The sequence below is a fragment of the Roseomonas rosulenta genome, from assembly GCF_016106005.1.
In the GTDB taxonomy this organism is placed as follows: Bacteria; Pseudomonadota; Alphaproteobacteria; order Acetobacterales; family Acetobacteraceae; genus Neoroseomonas; species Neoroseomonas rosulenta.
On record NZ_JACADR010000087.1, the window covers coordinates 1 to 16,316 of the forward strand.

General features: G+C 71.1%; 16 protein-coding genes and 2 pseudogenes. 10 read left to right on the plus strand and 8 right to left on the minus strand.

Features of this window, described 5'->3' with window-relative positions; translation table 11 throughout:
- Nucleotides 1-706: pseudogene (locus tag HW578_RS12540) on the minus strand (hypothetical protein); the annotation flags it as partial.
- Between the two features lie 106 nt (nt 707-812).
- Here HW578_RS12540 and HW578_RS12545 point away from each other — a divergent pair.
- The gene (locus tag HW578_RS12545; protein WP_198370891.1) at nt 813-1,955 is read left to right on the plus strand and encodes a M20/M25/M40 family metallo-hydrolase; all 1,143 of its coding nucleotides are present in this window, start codon (nt 813-815) and stop codon (nt 1,953-1,955) included.
- 12 nt (nt 1,956-1,967) lie between these two features.
- Here the strand turns inward: HW578_RS12545 and HW578_RS12550 are convergent, their stop codons facing one another.
- The 5 genes from HW578_RS12550 to HW578_RS12565 are packed head-to-tail and all read right to left on the minus strand — an operon-like array spanning nt 1,968 to nt 6,532.
- A complete protein-coding gene (locus tag HW578_RS12550; RefSeq protein WP_198370892.1) occupies nt 1,968-3,191 on the minus strand; it encodes a flavin-containing monooxygenase in 1,224 nt (407 codons plus the stop codon).
- Nucleotides 3,192-3,237: 46 nt separating this feature from the next.
- Complete coding sequence (locus HW578_RS27830; protein WP_408906250.1) at nt 3,238-3,396, minus strand: SDR family oxidoreductase; 159 nt, start codon at nt 3,394-3,396, stop codon at nt 3,238-3,240.
- Nucleotides 3,397-3,442: 46 nt separating this feature from the next.
- The gene (locus HW578_RS27835; RefSeq protein ID WP_232478914.1) at nt 3,443-4,666 is read right to left on the minus strand and encodes a flavin-containing monooxygenase; all 1,224 of its coding nucleotides are present in this window, start codon (nt 4,664-4,666) and stop codon (nt 3,443-3,445) included.
- 46 nt (nt 4,667-4,712) lie between these two features.
- On the minus strand, nt 4,713-5,474 hold the full coding sequence (locus HW578_RS12560; RefSeq protein WP_198370893.1) for an SDR family NAD(P)-dependent oxidoreductase: 762 nt from the start codon (nt 5,472-5,474) through the stop codon (nt 4,713-4,715).
- Nucleotides 5,471-6,532 carry a ketopantoate reductase family protein gene (locus HW578_RS12565; protein WP_198370894.1) on the minus strand — a complete coding sequence of 354 codons (1,062 nt, stop codon included), beginning with the start codon at nt 6,530-6,532 and terminating at the stop codon, nt 5,471-5,473. The genes HW578_RS12560 and HW578_RS12565 overlap by 4 nt, the downstream gene beginning before the upstream one ends.
- Nucleotides 6,533-6,610: 78 nt before the next feature.
- Here HW578_RS12565 and HW578_RS12570 point away from each other — a divergent pair, with 78 nt between their 5' ends.
- On the plus strand, nt 6,611-7,477 hold the full coding sequence (locus tag HW578_RS12570) for a DMT family transporter (RefSeq protein WP_232478915.1): 867 nt from the start codon (nt 6,611-6,613) through the stop codon (nt 7,475-7,477).
- Here the strand turns inward: HW578_RS12570 and HW578_RS12575 are convergent.
- Nucleotides 7,449-7,889, minus strand: a complete 441-nt coding sequence (locus tag HW578_RS12575) for a gamma-glutamylcyclotransferase family protein (protein ID WP_198370895.1) — start codon at nt 7,887-7,889, stop codon at nt 7,449-7,451. The genes HW578_RS12570 and HW578_RS12575 overlap by 29 nt on opposite strands.
- Between HW578_RS12575 and HW578_RS12580 the strand changes: the two genes are divergently transcribed.
- The 8 genes from HW578_RS12580 to HW578_RS12615 all read left to right on the plus strand — a co-directional run bounded on the left by HW578_RS12580 (nt 7,888) and on the right by HW578_RS12615 (nt 16,070).
- On the plus strand, nt 7,888-8,871 hold the full coding sequence (locus tag HW578_RS12580; RefSeq protein WP_198370896.1) for an MBL fold metallo-hydrolase: 984 nt from the start codon (nt 7,888-7,890) through the stop codon (nt 8,869-8,871). The genes HW578_RS12575 and HW578_RS12580 overlap by 2 nt on opposite strands.
- A gap of 31 nt (nt 8,872-8,902) precedes the next feature.
- A complete protein-coding gene (locus HW578_RS12585) occupies nt 8,903-10,306 on the plus strand; it encodes an L-lactate permease (RefSeq protein WP_198370897.1) in 1,404 nt (467 codons plus the stop codon).
- A 74-nt stretch (nt 10,307-10,380) separates the two neighbouring features.
- A complete protein-coding gene (locus tag HW578_RS12590; protein WP_198370898.1) occupies nt 10,381-11,358 on the plus strand; it encodes a Bug family tripartite tricarboxylate transporter substrate binding protein in 978 nt (325 codons plus the stop codon).
- A gap of 219 nt (nt 11,359-11,577) precedes the next feature.
- On the plus strand, nt 11,578-12,225 hold the full coding sequence (locus HW578_RS12595; RefSeq protein ID WP_198370899.1) for a YjbE family putative metal transport protein: 648 nt from the start codon (nt 11,578-11,580) through the stop codon (nt 12,223-12,225).
- Nucleotides 12,226-12,363: 138 nt separating this feature from the next.
- Nucleotides 12,364-13,338: a DctP family TRAP transporter solute-binding subunit gene (locus HW578_RS12600; RefSeq protein ID WP_198370900.1), complete on the plus strand. Its 975-nt coding sequence runs from the start codon at nt 12,364-12,366 to the stop codon at nt 13,336-13,338.
- 71 nt (nt 13,339-13,409) lie between these two features.
- Nucleotides 13,410-13,997 (plus strand): TRAP transporter small permease, encoded by a 588-nt coding sequence (locus tag HW578_RS12605; RefSeq protein WP_198370901.1) that lies wholly within the window; start codon nt 13,410-13,412, stop codon nt 13,995-13,997.
- 151 nt (nt 13,998-14,148) lie between these two features.
- Nucleotides 14,149-15,426 carry a TRAP transporter large permease gene (locus tag HW578_RS12610; protein WP_198370902.1) on the plus strand — a complete coding sequence of 426 codons (1,278 nt, stop codon included), beginning with the start codon at nt 14,149-14,151 and terminating at the stop codon, nt 15,424-15,426.
- A gap of 2 nt (nt 15,427-15,428) precedes the next feature.
- The gene (locus HW578_RS12615; RefSeq protein ID WP_198370905.1) at nt 15,429-16,070 is read left to right on the plus strand and encodes a DNA-3-methyladenine glycosylase family protein; all 642 of its coding nucleotides are present in this window, start codon (nt 15,429-15,431) and stop codon (nt 16,068-16,070) included.
- On the opposite strand, the pseudogene HW578_RS12620 reads toward HW578_RS12615, so the two are convergent.
- A pseudogene (locus HW578_RS12620) lies at nt 16,048-16,316 on the minus strand (hypothetical protein); the annotation flags it as partial. The gene HW578_RS12615 and the pseudogene HW578_RS12620 sit on opposite strands and share 23 nt — an antisense overlap.

Below are 16,316 nucleotides of genomic sequence, written 5' to 3' on the forward strand. Positions count from 1 at the left end.
CCGGGGCCAGGCCGGCCGGCAGCGGCTGGGCGCCGGGCTGCGGCAGCGCGGCCGCGGCCTCGACCGCGGTGCGCGTGTAGCGCGCGGCGAAGGCGCCGCCGGTCATGGTGAAGACGGCGCGCGCCGCCGTCGCGCCATCCTCGAGCAGCGGCGCGGGTTCATAGAGCTCGGCGAGCGCGGCACGGTCGCGGCGCATCACCTCGTTGTGCACGGCGCCGGCCGAGACCAGCACATGTGGCGGCGCCTCCGGCCCGTTCACGAGGCAGAGCAGGGCGATGGCGTCGCAGGCCTCGATGTGGAAGCGCGGCGGTCCGGAGGCTGTGCCGGATTCCTCCGCAGGCGGGCCGGTCAGGCGGGACACGGCCGCGCCGCCGAGCACGAGCGGCCGGCCCAGATGTTCGCCGAGCGCCACGAGCGCCGCCTCCGCCGCCGCCGCGCCGTGGCGGTCGAAGGGCAGGCCGCGCAGCAGGCAGAAGCCGCGCCCGGTATCGAGACGCGCCGCGACATCCGCCAGGATCGGCGCCAGGCGCGGCAGTGGCGGCACCGGCGCCGCGGCCTGCGCCGCGGTCAGCGCCGCCTCGAGCTCCGCCGCTTCCTCCATGCCCACCGGCACCATCCAGTCGGCAGCTGTCAGGTCGGCCGCGGCCCAGACGGCGGGGCCGGTCTGCGGGACGGGGCGCGGGCGTGGGCGGAGGGGGGCGCTCATGCACGCAGTGCTAGCACGCGGCGCGCGCGGCGGCGAAGGCGGGGCGGTCTTGCGGTGCGCGCCGGGGCGGTGAAGTCTGCGGTGCAACACCGTGGAGCGAAGCGACATGACCGAATTTCCCGCCACCGAGCTGCCCTTCGACGTCGAGGACATCCTGGCGCGCCTCACGCGCTGGGCCGCCTGCGAGAGCCCGACCTTCGACGCCGCGGCGGTGAACCGCATGATGGACCTAGCGGCGCGCGACCTTGCATTGCTCGGCGCGCGGATCGATCGCATCCCGGGCCGCATGGGTCTCGGCGACTGCGTGCGCGCGCGCTTCCCGCACCCGGCCGGCGATGCGGCGCCGGGCATCTGCGTCATGGCGCATCTCGACACCGTGCATCCGGTCGGCACGCTGGCGAAGCTGCCGATCCGGCGCGAGGGGAACCGCTGCTACGGCCCGGGCATCCTCGACATGAAGGGTGGGACGGTGATCAGCGTGGAGGCGATCCGCCTGATCCTCGCGGCCGGCATGCAGACGAAGCTGCCCGTCACCTTCCTGCTGACCAGCGACGAGGAGATCGGCAGCCCCTCCACGCGCGACATCATCGAGGCCGAGGCGTCGCGCAACAAGTACGTGCTGGTGCCCGAACCCGCGCGCCCGGATGGCGGCGTGGTCACCGGGCGCTACGCCATCGCGCGCTTCAACCTCAGGACGACGGGGCGGCCGTCCCATGCCGGGGCGCGGCTGGCCGAAGGGCGCAGCGCGATCCGCGAGATGGCGCGGCAGATCCTCGCCATCGAGGAGATGACGACGGATGACTGCACCTTCTCGGTCGGCGTCATCCATGGCGGCCAGTGGGTGAATTGCGTGACCACCACCTGCGAGGCCGAGGCCCTGTCCATGGCCAAGCGGCAGGAGGACCTGGATGCCGGCGTGGCGCGGATGCTCGCGCTGCGCTCCTCGGCCAACGACGTGCAGCTCGAGGTGACGCGCGGCGTGACGCGGCCGGTGTGGGAGGCGGATGCAAAGGGCATGGCGCTGTTCGCGCATGCGCGGAAGATCGCCAACAGCATCGGCTACGACATCAACCCGCAGTCGAGCGGCGGCGGGTCGGATGGCAACTTCACCGGCGCGATGGGCGTGACGACGCTCGATGGCCTCGGCGTGCAGGGCGCCATGGCGCACACGCTCGAGGAGCATGTGCTGGTCGACAGCCTGGTGCCGCGGGCGCGGCTGATGGCGGGGCTGCTGGCGTCGCTGGACTGACCGCGCGCGGGATCAGGCGCGCCCGACGATGTGCTCGGCGAGGTGTTCCGCATCCTCGCCGACGCCCCAGAGGAAGGCGGACTTGATCTTGTGCATCCGCGCGAGGCCCAGGAACATCAGGCCCGGCTCGCGCGTGATCCCGCGGTCGTGGATCAGGGCGCCCCGATCATCCCGCACCGGGCAGTCGATCCACGCGAAATCGACCCCATATCCGAGTGCCCAGACGACGCTGGTGATGCCTGCCGCGGCGAGGTCGATCGCTTCGGTCTCCGCGACCCGCTCGCCGGGGCGACGGGCCTCGGCCTCGGCGGCCTCGTCGCGCGGGGCCTCGATGCGCTCATCCTCGATATAGGCGTCGATCTCGCGCAGCGTCGTCCTGAACTCCGCATCGCCACGCTCGAGGCTGGCGTTCAGGTCGGCATTGAGGAATGCCTGCCCGTCCTCGACGCCACGCAGGCTGCCGAGCAGCGTGACGCCGCGTTGCGCAAGGTCTCGGACATTCGCCGTGTGGCCGCCCCTGTGCCCCGTGATGAGCGGCGGCCGGAAGCCGGGCGGGATGGTGCTCGCCACCCTGTTCGTGAAGCCCATCTCCTCGTTCCAGATGCCGAAGTCCCGCCCGCGATAGTGGCGCGGAACGCGTCGATGGCCGCGTAGCGCGTAGTGCACGCGCCGCCCGCCATGAAGAAGGTCCTCGACGATCTGGAACCCCGACGCACCGGAACCGACGACCAGGACTCCGCCCGGCGGCAACTCCGCGGGGTTCGTGTAGCGGTTCGCCGTGACCTGGTGGATGCCACGCGGCAGGGCCGCGGCGGCTGGCGGCAGTTTCGGCACCTGGTAGGGGCCGGTCGCGACGACGACGTTCGCGGCCTCCATTGTCGACGGCCCGGCCTCGACGCGCAGGCGGCCGCTGTCGGTGCGACGCAGCCCGGTAACCTCGACTCCGCAGCGCACCGGGGCGGCGTTCCGCACCGCATAGTCCACGATAAAGCGGACGACGTCGTCGCGATGGGTGAAGCCGTCCGGGTCCGACCCGGCATAGGCCTGGCCCGGAAGTCGCATCATGCGGTTGGGAAACTGGAAATGAAGCGAATCCCAGCGCTCGCTGCGCCATCGCTCGGCGATGCGCGCGCGTTCCAGGATCACATGCTCGCGCCCGCGTTGCGCGAGGTGGTGGCTCATGGAAAGGCCAGCCTGACCACCACCGACGATGATCGTCTCGATGAACTCGGCCATTTAGCGAGGCTAGGATGCGCCGTCGCCGCCAGCCAAGGCAATTCGCCTACTTGCCGCCGTCGAGGCTCAATACCTGCCCATTCACGTAATTCGCACTGGGCGAAGCCAGGAGCAGCACCGTATTCGCAATGTCCTGCGGCTCGCCGAGCCGCCGCAGCGCGATCGAGCCCGGCACCCGCGCCTGGCCTGCCGGGCCAAAGGCCACCCATGGCTCGCGCGTCGCCGATTCGCCGGACTGGCAGCGCGCATGATCAGCCGCGGCCGACGATATGGTCGGCCAAGTACTCGGCGTCGGCGCCGACTCCCCACAGGAACCCCGAGGCCAGCGTGTGCATCCGATGCAGGCCGAGAACGTAGAGGCCGGGTTCGGCCGTGACGCCGCGCTGCTGCACCGGCGCCCCGTTGCCGTCGAGGATCGGGCAGTCGACCCAGCCGAGATCGAAGCGATAGCCGAGCGACCAGACGATGCTGCCGATCCCGGCCGCTTCGAGGTCGAGCGACTCGACCTGCTCCACCGGGGCGTGCATCGCGGCGGCCTCGGCCTTCGTCTCGGCATCGGGCGGCGCGTCGATCCCCTGTGCGGCGATGAAGGCGTCGATATCGGCGATCGCGTCGCGCAGGGCGGCATCCCCGGCGGCCAGGTTGGCGTTGAGGTCCGGGTTCAGGACGATGTGGCCATTCTCGATCCCGCGCAGGCTGCCGAGAAGCGTCGCGCCCTGGCGGGCAAGGCGGCGTATGTCGGCTGTGTGCCCCCCCATGGCGCCGGTGATCAGTGGCGATCGGACGCCGGGAGGAAGGGTCGAGGCGAGGCGGCTGTTCATGCCCATGGCGTCATTCCACAGGCTGATGTCGCGCCCACGGTAGCGCCGCGGCACGCGACGATGGCCGCGCAGCGCGTAGTGCACCGCGCGCCCCTGCTGGAGCAGGTCGTCCGCGATCTGGTAGCCCGAGGCCCCCGACCCGACCACCAGCACGCCTCCGGGCGGAAGGTCCGCCGCCGAGCCGTAGCGGTTCGCCGTGATCTGGTGGATGCGGGGCGGAACCGTGGCCGCGCCCTCGGGCACGCGCGGGGATTGCCAGGGGCCGGTGGCCAGGACGACGTTCGATGCTTCCATGGTCAGCGGCCCGGCCTCGACGCGCAGGCGGCCGCTGTCGGCGCGCCGCAGTCTTGTGACCTCCACCCCGCAGCGCACCGGGGCGGCGTTGCGCACCGCATAGTCCACGATGAACCGGACGACGCCGTCGCGATGCGTGAAGCCAAGCGGATCGTCGCCCGCATACACCTGGCCGGGCAGCCGCAGCATGACGTTCGGGACCTGGAAGTGGAGTGAATCCCAGCGCTCGCTGCGCCATCGCTCGGCGATGCGCGCGCGCTCCAGGATCACGTGCTCGCGCCCGCGTTGCGCGAGGTGGTGGCTCATGGCGAGGCCGGCCTGGCCACCGCCGATGATGATCGTTTCCACAAACTCGGCCATGTAACGAGGGTAGGATGCGCCGTCGCCGCCGGCCAAGGCAATTCGACTACTTGCCGCCGTCGACGCTCAATACCTGCCCATTCACATAATTTGCCATGGGAGAGGCCAGGAACAGCACCGCATTCGCGATGTCCTCCGCTTCGCCGAGCCGGCGCAGCGCGATGGAGGACATCACCCGCGCCTGTCCCTCCGTGCCATAGGCCTCCCACTGCTTGATGGAGGACGGGTTCGACAGGATCAGCCCCGGCGCGACGCTGTTCACGTTGATGCCATGCGGGCCGAGCTCGTGCGCCAGCTGGCGCGTCAGCCCGATCAGGCCATGCTTCGCGCTGGTATAGGCCTGGATGCCGGTGCGCGAGGGCTGCAGCCCCGCGCCGCTGCTGATGGTCACGATCCGGCCATGCCCCGCCCGCTTCATCCCCGGCGCGACCGCCTGCGCGAGCAGGAAATGCGCATGCAGGTTGATCGCGATGATGTCGTGCCAGTCGCTTTCGGGCACGTCTTCCACCGGGCGCATCACCTGGCCGCGCACGCCGCCGGCATTCGACGCCAGCACGCCCACCGGCGCTTCCGCATGCTTCTCGATATCGGCGATCCACGCCTTCGCGGCGCCCGGCGCGGTCAGGTCGAAGGCGCTGGTGTGGATCGCGCCGGGATGGTCGGCGGTCTCCTCCAGTTCCGCGGCCGAGAGATCGGTCGCGAAGACCTGCGCCCCCAGCGCCGCGAAGGACTGCGCGATGGCGCGCCCGAAGCCATGGCCGGCCCCGGTGACGGCCACCACCGTACCGGCGAAATCGTATTCCTTCATGGCAGCAGCTCCGTGAGATTGGCATCCGACATCGGTCGCGTGCCGGCTTCGCATTCATGGGTCATTGCGACAAGGCGGCGCACGGCCGGGCAGGGCAGGCCGTGCTTTGCGCCGATCTCGGCGATGGGCGCGATCTGCACATCGACCTCCGTGCGCCGCTTGCGCACCCAGAGGTCGCGCCAGACGCCCGAATGCGTCTTGGCGTTGGGGCGATTGAATTCGACCATCGCGGCAACGGAGGCCGCCGCCTGCGCCTCGGTCGCGCCCGGCGAGAACGCCGCCGGGTCGAAGCCGTTGAAGCCGAGCGGTGTAACGCCTTCCGCGCGCGCCACCGCGATCGCTTCGCTGCCCAGCGCGCGCCACAGCGGCAGCAGTTCCGGGCGCGCGAGGCAATCGGCGATGCCCTTCTCGCCCAGCGCCTGGGCAAATAGCATCGCCCCGTAGCCGAGCTTGCCCCAGAGGTATCCCCAGATATTGTCGGTGATGATCGCCCGGGGCTCGAAGGTGTCGCGCAGCAGCGCGTGAAGCGCGGTCAGGCGCGGCGTGGTGGCGCCGTCGAGCTCGCCGAGCACCAGCGCGCCGCGGCCGCCATACAGGATCCGCCCGGGCCCGTGCCAGTCGGCGGAGAAGTTCACGAAGCAGCCGAGCGTGCGCTCGGCGCCCACGATCGGCGCGATGATGGTCTCGCACAGCCCGTTCTGCAGCGACAGCACGTAGCCGTCCGGTGCCAGGTGCGGCAGCAATGCGCGACAGGCGGCCTCCGTGTGGTGCGCCTTCACGCAGAGGAAGATGCGCCGGTAGGTGCCCTGGACGCGGTCCGGCGTGAAGGCCGGTGCGACGATGCGGTGCGGATCGACCGGGCCCTCGATGGACAGGCCACGCGCCGGGTCGGCGATGGCGGCGACGTGGTCCGCCTCGATGTCCACGAAGACCACGGCGTGCCGCGCCCGCACGAGCGCGGCGCCGATCGTGCCCCCGATCGCGCCCGCGCCCCAGATCAGGATCGGCCCGTGATCCACCGCCTCCCGTGCCGCCGCCGCTTCCGCTTCCTTCGCCATGCCATCCCCTTCCTGCCTGGACGCGGCGCAAGCGGCGCCGCTATCTGGCTGACGCTACGCCGGAGGCAGCCGCCGTCAATGTTCCAGGGTCGTTCGGGCAATCTGCGTGGCGGCGCGCTGATGGCGGTGGCGGCCATCCTGTTCGCCGCCGAGGCGCTGGCCATCCGCCTGATGACCGCGCGCGGCATCCCGGTCGAGGTGCAGGTCTTCGCGCGTTCGCTCGGCCAGCTGGTCTGGGTGGCGCCGATCATCGCGGCCAGCGGGTTGGCCGTATTCCGTACACAGCGCCCTGGGCTGCACCTGCTGCGCGGCTCCTCCTCGCTGCTCACCTGGGGCTTCTACTATGCCTCCTTCGGGCCGCTCGACCTCGCGACCGCAACCGTCCTGTCCTTCACCAACGTGATGTTCACCACGCTGCTGGCGGGACCCGTGCTGGGCGAACGTGTGGACCGCTGGCGCTGGGCCGGCACCATCGTGGGGTTTATCGGTGTTGCGGTGATGCTGCGGCCGGGGACCACCGTCTCGATGCCGGGCGTCGCGCTGGCGATCGCCTCGGCGGTGACCTGGTGCGGCATCACGCTCTCCTCGCGCGTGCTGGCGCAGCAGGACCGCAACACCACCATCATGGCCTGGGTGGGGCTGGTGACGACCGCGGGCTCCGCGCCCTTCGCATTCATGGCCTGGGTGCCGCTCGGCTTGGTGGATGTGCTGATCCTGGCCGCGGTCGCCGGCTTCGCGCCGGGCATCATCTGGCTCATCACTAGCGCCTACCGATACGGCGAGGCCTCGGCCATCGCGCCGTTCCAGTACCTGCGCCTGATCGTGGTGGCGGGCTTCGGCTGGGCGATCTTCAACGAGGTGCCGGATGGCTGGACATGGCTGGGCGCGGCCGTGATCCTGTCCGGCGCCGTGGTGGTCACGGTCGCGGAGGCGCGGCGGCGCTGAAGCCCGATTCGGCGATGGCGGCTTCGAGCACCGCCATGTCGAACCGGAAATCGGCATAGCCTTTGCGCAGCCGCCCCACATATTCGGCTGCCGGCGGGCCGGGGCGGATGCGAATCTCCTCGTAGGTCCAGGCCATCCTTCCGCCAGGCAGTGGGACTTGCGTGCGCCTGTAGGTGTGCGGGCCTTCGTGGCGGTCCAGCGACGCAAGGCACGCCGCGGTGACGTACCACAGCCCGACCGGACAGGCCGCGGTCGGATCGCGTTCGATCAGCGCATACTTGCGCACCACGAGGCGCCAGCCTTCCAGCAGCACGTGTCCCGCCACGCGCGCATCCGGGCAGCGCCGGCGCATCTGGTCGTGCCACAGGTTGCTGCCATAGGCTGCGTAGGGTTGGGGAAGGAACGCAGGCATGCTCGCACCTCCGGCGGTGGACCGCATCGAGATCACCACGCTGATCGACAACGTCACCGACAGCCTGTCCTCGACACCGTCTTTCGTCACGCGCGAATGGGTTTGGCTGCAGCAGAAGGGCATGAAGCGCGTCGCCGGCGGGTCGTTGTGCTGCGCCAATCACGGCCTGGCTCTGGTCATCACGGTCGAGGCCGCGGGCGAGCGCCGCTCCGTGCTGTTCGACGGCGGGCCGGTGGACTACGCGGTCGAGCGCAACGGGACGCGACTCGGCGTTGATTTCGGCGCGATCGAGGAGATGGTGCTCTCGCACGGCCACTGGGACCATGCGGGCGGCCTGCCGCAGGCGATCGCGATGACGCGCGCGGCCAATGGCGGGCGGGCAGTGCCGCTGCACCTGCACCCGGGCATGTTCCGCGAGCGCGGGTCGCGCCAGCCCGATGGCGGTGTGCTGCCGATGGACCGCGTGCCCGCGCCCGCCGAATGGGCCGCGATGGGTGCGGACCCGCAGGTCTCGCGCGAACCCGCTGTGATCGCCGGCCATGTGCTGGTGAGCGGCGAGATTCCCCGCGTGACGGCGTATGAAGTGGGCCTGCCCGGCCAGGTCGCGCGCGATGCCGAAGACGCGCCCTGGCAACCCGACGAATGGCTGCACGACGAGCGCTTCGTCGCGGTGAACCTGCGCGGCAAGGGGCTGGTGGTGTTCTCCGCCTGCTCGCACACCGGCATCGTCAACGTGCTGCACGAAGCGCGCCGTCTGATGCCCGGCGTGCCGCTCCTGGCGGCGATGGGCGGCTTCCATCTATCGGGCACGAACGAACGCATCATCCCGCAGACCGTGGCGGATCTTGGCGGCTTCGGGTTGCGCTGGATGTTCCCTTCCCACTGCACGGGCTGGCGCGCGCTGAACGCGCTGGAGCGCGCCTATGGCGACGCCGTCGTGGTGCCAGGCGCGGTCGGCAAGACCTTCGTGCTGGAGGCGTGATCACCCCGGTGCGCTGGCGTGGGGGGGCGGCATGACGCTGCTCGTGCAATCCGCGCCGCTGCTGCTGCTGCTCGGGCTGCTGGTGTCGGGCCGCGCCGGGCCGCTGGTGGCGGTGCTGGTGGCGCTGGCGGCGACGCTGCCGGCGGCCTTCGTCTCGCTGCCGGGCGACGCTGGCCTGCTGCCCTTCCTGGTCGATGAAGCGCTGCGCGGCACCTTCCTGGCGGTGCAGCCGATCGGCGTCGTGGTCGGCGGGCTGCTGTTCCATGCGGCGGTCGAAGGCCGTGATGGCGCCGCCACGCCCGCCACCGCGACGCCGCGCGCGATCTTCACCGCCACGCTGCTGATGGGCGTGTTCATGGAGAGCGTGACCGGCTTCGCGGTCGGCGCGGTCTTCGCCCTGGCAGCGCTGCGCGGCATGGGGCTTCGCGGGCCGCCAGCCGTCGCCCTGGCGCTGCTGGCGCTGTGCATGATTCCCTGGGGCGGGCTGGGCCCCGGCACGGCGCTGGGGGCGGTGCTGGTGGGCGTTCCCGCGCAGCAGATCGCGGCGCTGACCGCGCTGCCCAACGCCGCCTGGCTGCTGGCGCTCGGGCCTGTCTGCTGGCGGCTCTGCGCGGCGGCGGGCGTGCCCGTGCCCGGCCCGGAACGCCGGGCGCAGATGGCGATGCTGGGGGTGATGGCGGCGCTCCTGGTGGCCGGTCACTGGGTGCTGCCCTTCGAGGTTCTGGGTATCCTCGCCTCCGGCGCGCCACTGCTGTTTGCGCTGTGGTGCGCGGATCCGCCGCGCGATGCCGCGGACTGGGCGCGGGCGGGCCGCGCGCTGGCGCCCTATGCGCTGCTGACTGTGGCCTTGCTCGGCGCGCGGGCGGTGCCCGAACCGCCGGCCTGGCAGCCCTATGGCGCGCTGCCGGCGTTTCCGGTGACGCATGTGGCGATCGTGCTGCTGGTGGTCTCGGCCTCGATGCTGGCACTGAGCGATGCGCCCCGCCGGCGCGCCACCGGCGCGCTGCGGCGCGCGGCGCGGCCTGCACTGGTGCTGCTGCTGTACGTGCTGCTGGCGCGCTGGATGGCAGGCAGCGGCGCCACGGGCGCCCTGGCGCAGGCGGCGGCGGAGGCGCTGGGGCAGGCCGCACCCTATGCCGTGCCGCCGCTCGGCCTGCTGGGCGGGCTCGTGACGGGCAGCAATGTCGGGTCCAATGCCGCGCTCATGCCGGTGCAGAAGGCGCTTGGGCTTGCCGCCGGCCTGCCGCCGCTGCTCGCGCCCGCGGTGCATAATTTCGCCGGGGCCGCAGGGGCGGGGATGTCGGTCGGCGTCACCGCGCTTGTGTGTGGGCTGCTCGGCGACGGAACGCGCCCGGCGCAGGTATGGCGGCTGCTGCTGCCCTCGATGGCGGCGGTGCTCGTGATCGGCTGGGCGGCGATGGCGCTGCTGCGCTGACCGCGGGCTTGCGTCGCGGAGCGCGGCGGGACAGGCTTTCCCTGCGAAAAACAAGACCCTGGGAGTGAACCGCCATGACCCGCATGTCCCGCCGCGTGGCGCTGGCCGCCACCGCCGGCCTTCTCGCCGCGCCCGCGCTGCGCGCGCAGCCCGGCTTCCCGAACAAGCCGCTGCGCATGATCGTGCCCTATCCGCCGGGCGGCGTGACCGACATCATGGGCCGCCTGGCGGCGGAAGCAATGAGCCGCCACCTTGGCCAGGCCGTCGTGGTCGAGAACCGCCCGGGCGCCGGCGGCAACATCGGCGCCAAGAGCGCGGCGCAGGCCGAACCCGACGGGCACACGTTGCTCCTCGGCACCATGGCGACGCAGGGCGTCAACCCGGTGCTGTATCCGGACCCGTCCTTTGATCCGCGGCGCGACCTGGTGGGCGTGGGCATGATGGCGGACATGCCCAACGTGCTGGTCTGCAACCCGCGCCGCTGGAACCCGGCCAATGCGCAGGAGGCGATCGCGCGCATGAAGGCGGAGCCGGGCCGCATCCTGTTCGGCTCGGTCGGCAACGGGTCGTCCTCGCACCTGTCGCAGGTGATGCTCACGCGCATGGCGGGGCTCGAGGTGGTGCACGTGCCCTATCGCGGGTCCTCGCCCGCGGTGGCGGCGATGATCGCGGGGGATCTCGACCTGCTCTTCGATGCCTCCGCCACCTCCACGCCGCATATCCGCGGTGGGTCGGTGAAGGCGCTGGCGGTCACCATGAATCGCCGGCTCGGCGCGCTGGCCGAGGTGCCCACCCTCGCGGAATCGGGTGTGCCCGGCTATCACCTGAGTGTCTGGAACGGCGTGCTGACGCAGGCGCGCGTGCCCGCGCCGGTGCTGGCCCGGCTGCAGGACGCCTTCACCCGCGCGATGGATGCGGCGATGCTCGATCGCCTGAAGGCGAATTTCACCGAGCCGCTGATCATTCCGCCTGCCGAGTTGCAGCCCTGGCTGAACGAGGATGCCGAGCGCTGGGCGCGCATCGCGCGCGAGAGCGGCATCCGCCCCGACTGAGCGCGGATGCGCATGGACGTTGCATTGCGCGGATGCGCATGGACGTTGCATTGCGCGGATGCGCATGGACGTTGCATTGCGCGGATGCGCATGGACGTTGCATTGCGCGGATGCGCATGGACGGCGCATTGCATGCTTGAAACTTGCCGCGCGGCGCGCGGTGTCTAGCGTCCGCCCATTATGGCCGCCCCGATGCGAGGGCGGCGCCGGGAGTTGTTGATGGAAACGATCATCGCGGCGATGCCGCGCTTTCTCGAAATCATGTGGCTGAACATCGTGCTGTCGGGCGACAACGCGGTGGTGATCGGCATGGCCGCCGCGGGGCTTCCGGCCCACCAGCGCAGCCGCGCGGTGCTGTTCGGCATCATCGCCGCCGCGGTGTTGCGCATCATCTTCTCGGTCTTCGCGACCTACCTTCTCGGCCTCTGGTGGATTGCCTTCATCGGCGGCGCGGCGCTGCTCTACATCGCCTGGACCTTCCTGCGCGAATTGCTGCACCACGGCGAGGAAGCCACTGGCGAGGAAGGCGAGACGAAGGAGAAGTCGCTGGCGGCCGCGCTGTGGCAGATCGTCATCGCCGACGTGTCCATGAGCCTCGACAACGTGCTTGCGGTGGCTGCGGTGGCGCGCAACGACATCGTGCTGCTGGTGATCGGCCTGCTGATCTCGATCGTGCTGATGGGGCTGCTGGGTGGTTTCCTCGCGCGGCTGCTCGACCGCTTCAAGATCATCGCCTATGTCGGCGTGGCGCTGATCGCCTGGATCGGGCTCGAGCTCATGTGGGAAGGCCTGCAGAACGCCAACGAGGTGCTGAGCCTCGGCCTGCCCATCCCGCCGCCGCATGGGTCTGGCGCGCCGCCGCACTGACCCGGCGCGCGGGCCGCAAAGCGGGCAGTCGGCCCGGAAAGAAGGCAGCGGCGCGTGGTCCTGCCGCGCGACCGTTGCCAGGGGTGATGCCGCCCGGCTATGGGTCACCGGTCCTGTGAACACGGAGGAAACGAAACGATGACCCTGACCCGCCGGCTGGCTTTGGCCGCCGCCCTGGCTGCGCCACTCGCCGCCGCCCCCGCGATGGCGCAGACGCAGATCACCGTGCAGCACGCGCTGCCTGCCAACAGCCATACCGGCGTGGGCGCGAGCACCTTCGCCAGCGCCTTCGAACGCCTGACCAATGGCCGCTACAAGGTGGTTGCCCAGCGCAACGACAATGAACGCGAGATGATCGAGAGCGTGCAGATCGGCACGATCGACTGCACCTTCACCTCGACCGGCCCGGTCGGCAACTTCGTGCCGGAAGTGCGCATCTTCGACGTGCCCTTCCTGTTCCGCGACGCGACCCATGCGCGCGGCGTGCTGGATGGCGAGATCGGCCAGCAGGTGCTCGCGCGCTTCCCCGCCCGCGGCCTGGTCGGCGTGGTCTGGATCGAGAACGGCTTCCGCAACCTGACCAATTCCCGGCGCGAGGTGAACACGCCCGCCGACGTCCGCGGCCTGAAGATCCGCACCATGGAGAACCAGGTGCACATGCGCGCCTTCACGCAGCTCGGCGCGCTGCCCACGCCGATGGCCTTCTCCGAGCTGGTGCCGGCGCTGCAGCAGGGCACGGTGGATGGCCAGGAGAACCCGATCTCGGTGATCGTGGCGAACAACCTGAACCAGGTGCAGCGCTTCATGACGCTGACCCGCCACGTCTATTCGCCGCAGGTGATGATCTGCAACCCGGCGATGATGGCGCGGCTGAACGCGGCGGACCGCGCGCTGTTCCAGCAGGCGGCGGTCGAGGCGCAGACCGCCAACCGCGCCCGCGTGACCGCGGATGACGAGGCGGGCGTTGCCGAACTGCGCCGCCGCGGCATGACCGTGATCACCGAGGTGGACACGGCGGCCTTCCAGGCGGCGCTCGCCCCGGCCTTCGCCGAATGGGAGCGCACGCTCGATGCCGCCACGCTGCGGCGCATCCGCGAATGGCGTGCGAACTGACCAGCGCGTGACGTAACGTGATTGGGGCGCGGCCAGGCGCCGCGCCCCGTCCGGGGGGCTCCATGAATGCGATGAACCTGCTGCCGCTGCAGGTGACGGGGGTGGCGACCCTCCTCACGGTCGCCCTCGCCCTATGGGCCGGCAGTGGCGATGGACCGCGCGCGGGCCTGCGCCGCGCGATCCTGGCTGCCGACCGCATCACCACCGGCATCGCAGCCGCGCTCGCAAGCATTGCGATGAGCGTGGCGGTCTTCGCCGGCGCCTGGCAGGTGGTGGCGCGCTTCGCCACCGAGACCCCCTCCGTCTGGTCCGAGGCGCTGGTGCGCACGGCGCTAATCTGGATGGCGTTCCTCGGTGTCGCCGTCGCATTGCGGGCCGGCGCGCTGGTGTCGATCGACGTCGCGCACCGCTATTCGGGCGGCGCGTTGCGCCGGGGGCTCGAGGCCGCGGCGCTGGCGGCCAGCCTGTCCATGCTCGGCGTGATGTTCTGGTTCGGCTGGATGATGGCCGAACGCGTGAAGTTCCAGGAGATGGCGGGGCTCGAGGTCTCGATGTCCTGGGGCTATGCCGCCATCCCGCTGGGCGCCGCCTTCGCCATGATCGGGGCGGTTGCGCATTTCCTCGACCGGCGCTCCGAAGAACTGGACCTTGCCGTATGATCCGCGCCAAACCCTTGCGGACCGCCGCCGGCGGTCCGGGAGCGCACGGCGCGACCGCGCCCGGACGACCCGTCGCCGCCAGCGCACCAGTGCATGGCGCGAAGGCAAGCGGCCCGGCTGGGCCGCGCCCGCCGTCTGAGGGCACACCATAATGTCCGGCGCCATGCTCACCGCGATGCTGGTGCTCTTCGCCGCCAGCATCCCCGTCGCCATCGCCATCGGCATCGCTGCCATCGTCGGCATCGCGGGCTTCACTTCGTTCCCGCTGATCGTGGCCGCGCAGCAGCTCTTTGTGGCGCTGGACCGCTTTCCGCTGGCGGCCATTCCCTTCTTCATCCTGGCCGGCAACCTGATGGAGGTGGGCGGCATCTCGCGCCGCCTGGTGGAGTTCGCGCGGTCCATCGTGGGCGGCATCCAGGGCGGGCTGCCGGCCACCTGCGTGGTCACCTGCATGATCTTCGCGGCCATCAGCGGGAGTTCGGTCGCAACCACCTTCGCGATCGGGTCGATCATGATCCCCGCGCTGGTGCGCGCGGGCTATCCGGTGGCCTTTGCCGCGGCGCTGCAGGCGACGGCGGCGGAACTCGGCGTGATCATCCCGCCCTCGATCCCGATGATCCTGTATGGCGTGACGACCCAGACCTCGATCCCGGAACTGTTCATCGCGGGCTTCGGGCCAGGCATCCTGATCGGCGGGGCGCTGATCGCGACCGTGCTGGTGTGGTGCCGGCTGAAGGGCTGGGGCAAGCAGGACGGCGTCGGCCGCCTGTCCTTCGCCACCGCCACCAAGCAGGCGGGCTTCGCGCTGTTCATGCCGGTGGTGGTTCTGGGCGGCATCTATGGCGGCATCACCACCCCGACCGAGGCCTCGGTGCTCGCGGTCATCTATGCGCTGCTGGTGGGCATGTTCCTGCACCGCGAGATCGGCTGGCGCGACCTGTTCCCCATCTTCCGCAAGTCGGTGATCAGCAGTGCCGTGATCATGTTCATCATCGCCTGTGCGGCGGTGTTCTCCTGGCTGCTGAACCGCCAGGGCGTGCCGGATGCGGCTGCCGCGTGGCTCGCCACCTCCTTCGACAGCGCGGCCTACTACCTGCTGGTCGTGAACCTGTTCCTGTTCGTCGTCGGCATGTTCGTCGAGACCTCGGCCTCCATCATCGTCCTTGCACCCATTCTGCAGGAAGCGGCGGAACGGCTCGGCGTGGACGGCGTGCATTTCGGCACGGTCATGGTGGTGAACCTCGCGCTGGGCATGATCACGCCGCCCTTCGGCGTGAACCTGTTCGCGGCCGCGCAGGTGGCGCGCTGCGGCGTGGACCAGATGATGCGCTACCTCGGCGTGTTCATCGCGGTGATCTTCGCCTGCCTGATGGTGATCACCTACGTGCCCTGGATCACGATGGCGCTGCCGCACCTGGTATTCCGGTGACGATCGGGTCGCCCGAGGCGCTGCGGCACCTCAGGCGCGACCCGGTGCTGAAGCGCGTCATCCGCCGGGTCGGGCCCTGCACTTTGGCACCGGCGCGGCGCCAGCCCTACGAGGCGCTGGTGCGCGCCATCGCGCACCAGCAGGTGCATGGCCGCGCGGCGGAAGCCATCCTGGGTCGCTTCATCGCGATGTGCGACTGCACCGGCTTTCCCGACCCCGCCACCGTGCTGGCCCGCACGCCCGAGGCGATGCGCGCCTGCGGCCTGTCCGCCAACAAGGTGCTCGCGATCCGCGACATCGCCGAGAAGGCCGCCGCCGGCATCGTGCCCACGCGCGCCGAGGCACGCCGCCTGTCGGACGAGGCGCTGATCGAACGCCTGGTGCCGCTGCGCGGTGTCGGGCGCTGGACGGTCGAGATGCTGCTGATCTTCACGCTCGGCCGGCCCGATGTCCTGCCGGTGGACGACTATGGCGTCCGCGAGGGCTGGCGCGTCGGCGCCGGGCTCGAGGAACAGCCCAGGCCCCGCGCCCTCGGCGAGATCGGCCAGGCCTGGGCGCCGTTCCGCACCACCGCGGCCTGGTATCTGTGGCGCGCGGCGGACCTCGCGAAGGAAGGCGGCTTCAAGGCGCCCGCGGCGATCTGACCAGCGCGTCGCAGAAGCCCGGGATGCGCTCCCGGAAGGCAAAGAAACCCTTGGTCGCGTGGGGCCAGCACAGGCTGTCCCAGTCGCGCCGGACCCCGTGCAGCGCGATGCCCTGCGCGGCCAGCGCGGCGCCGAGCGGGGCCAGCGCCGCCGCTGTCCATCCGACCGCCGCGTGCGGCATGACGACGGCCCGCGCACCGGCTTCGGCCGCCAGCGCCGCGACCTCCGCGACCGCAACGCGGCGCG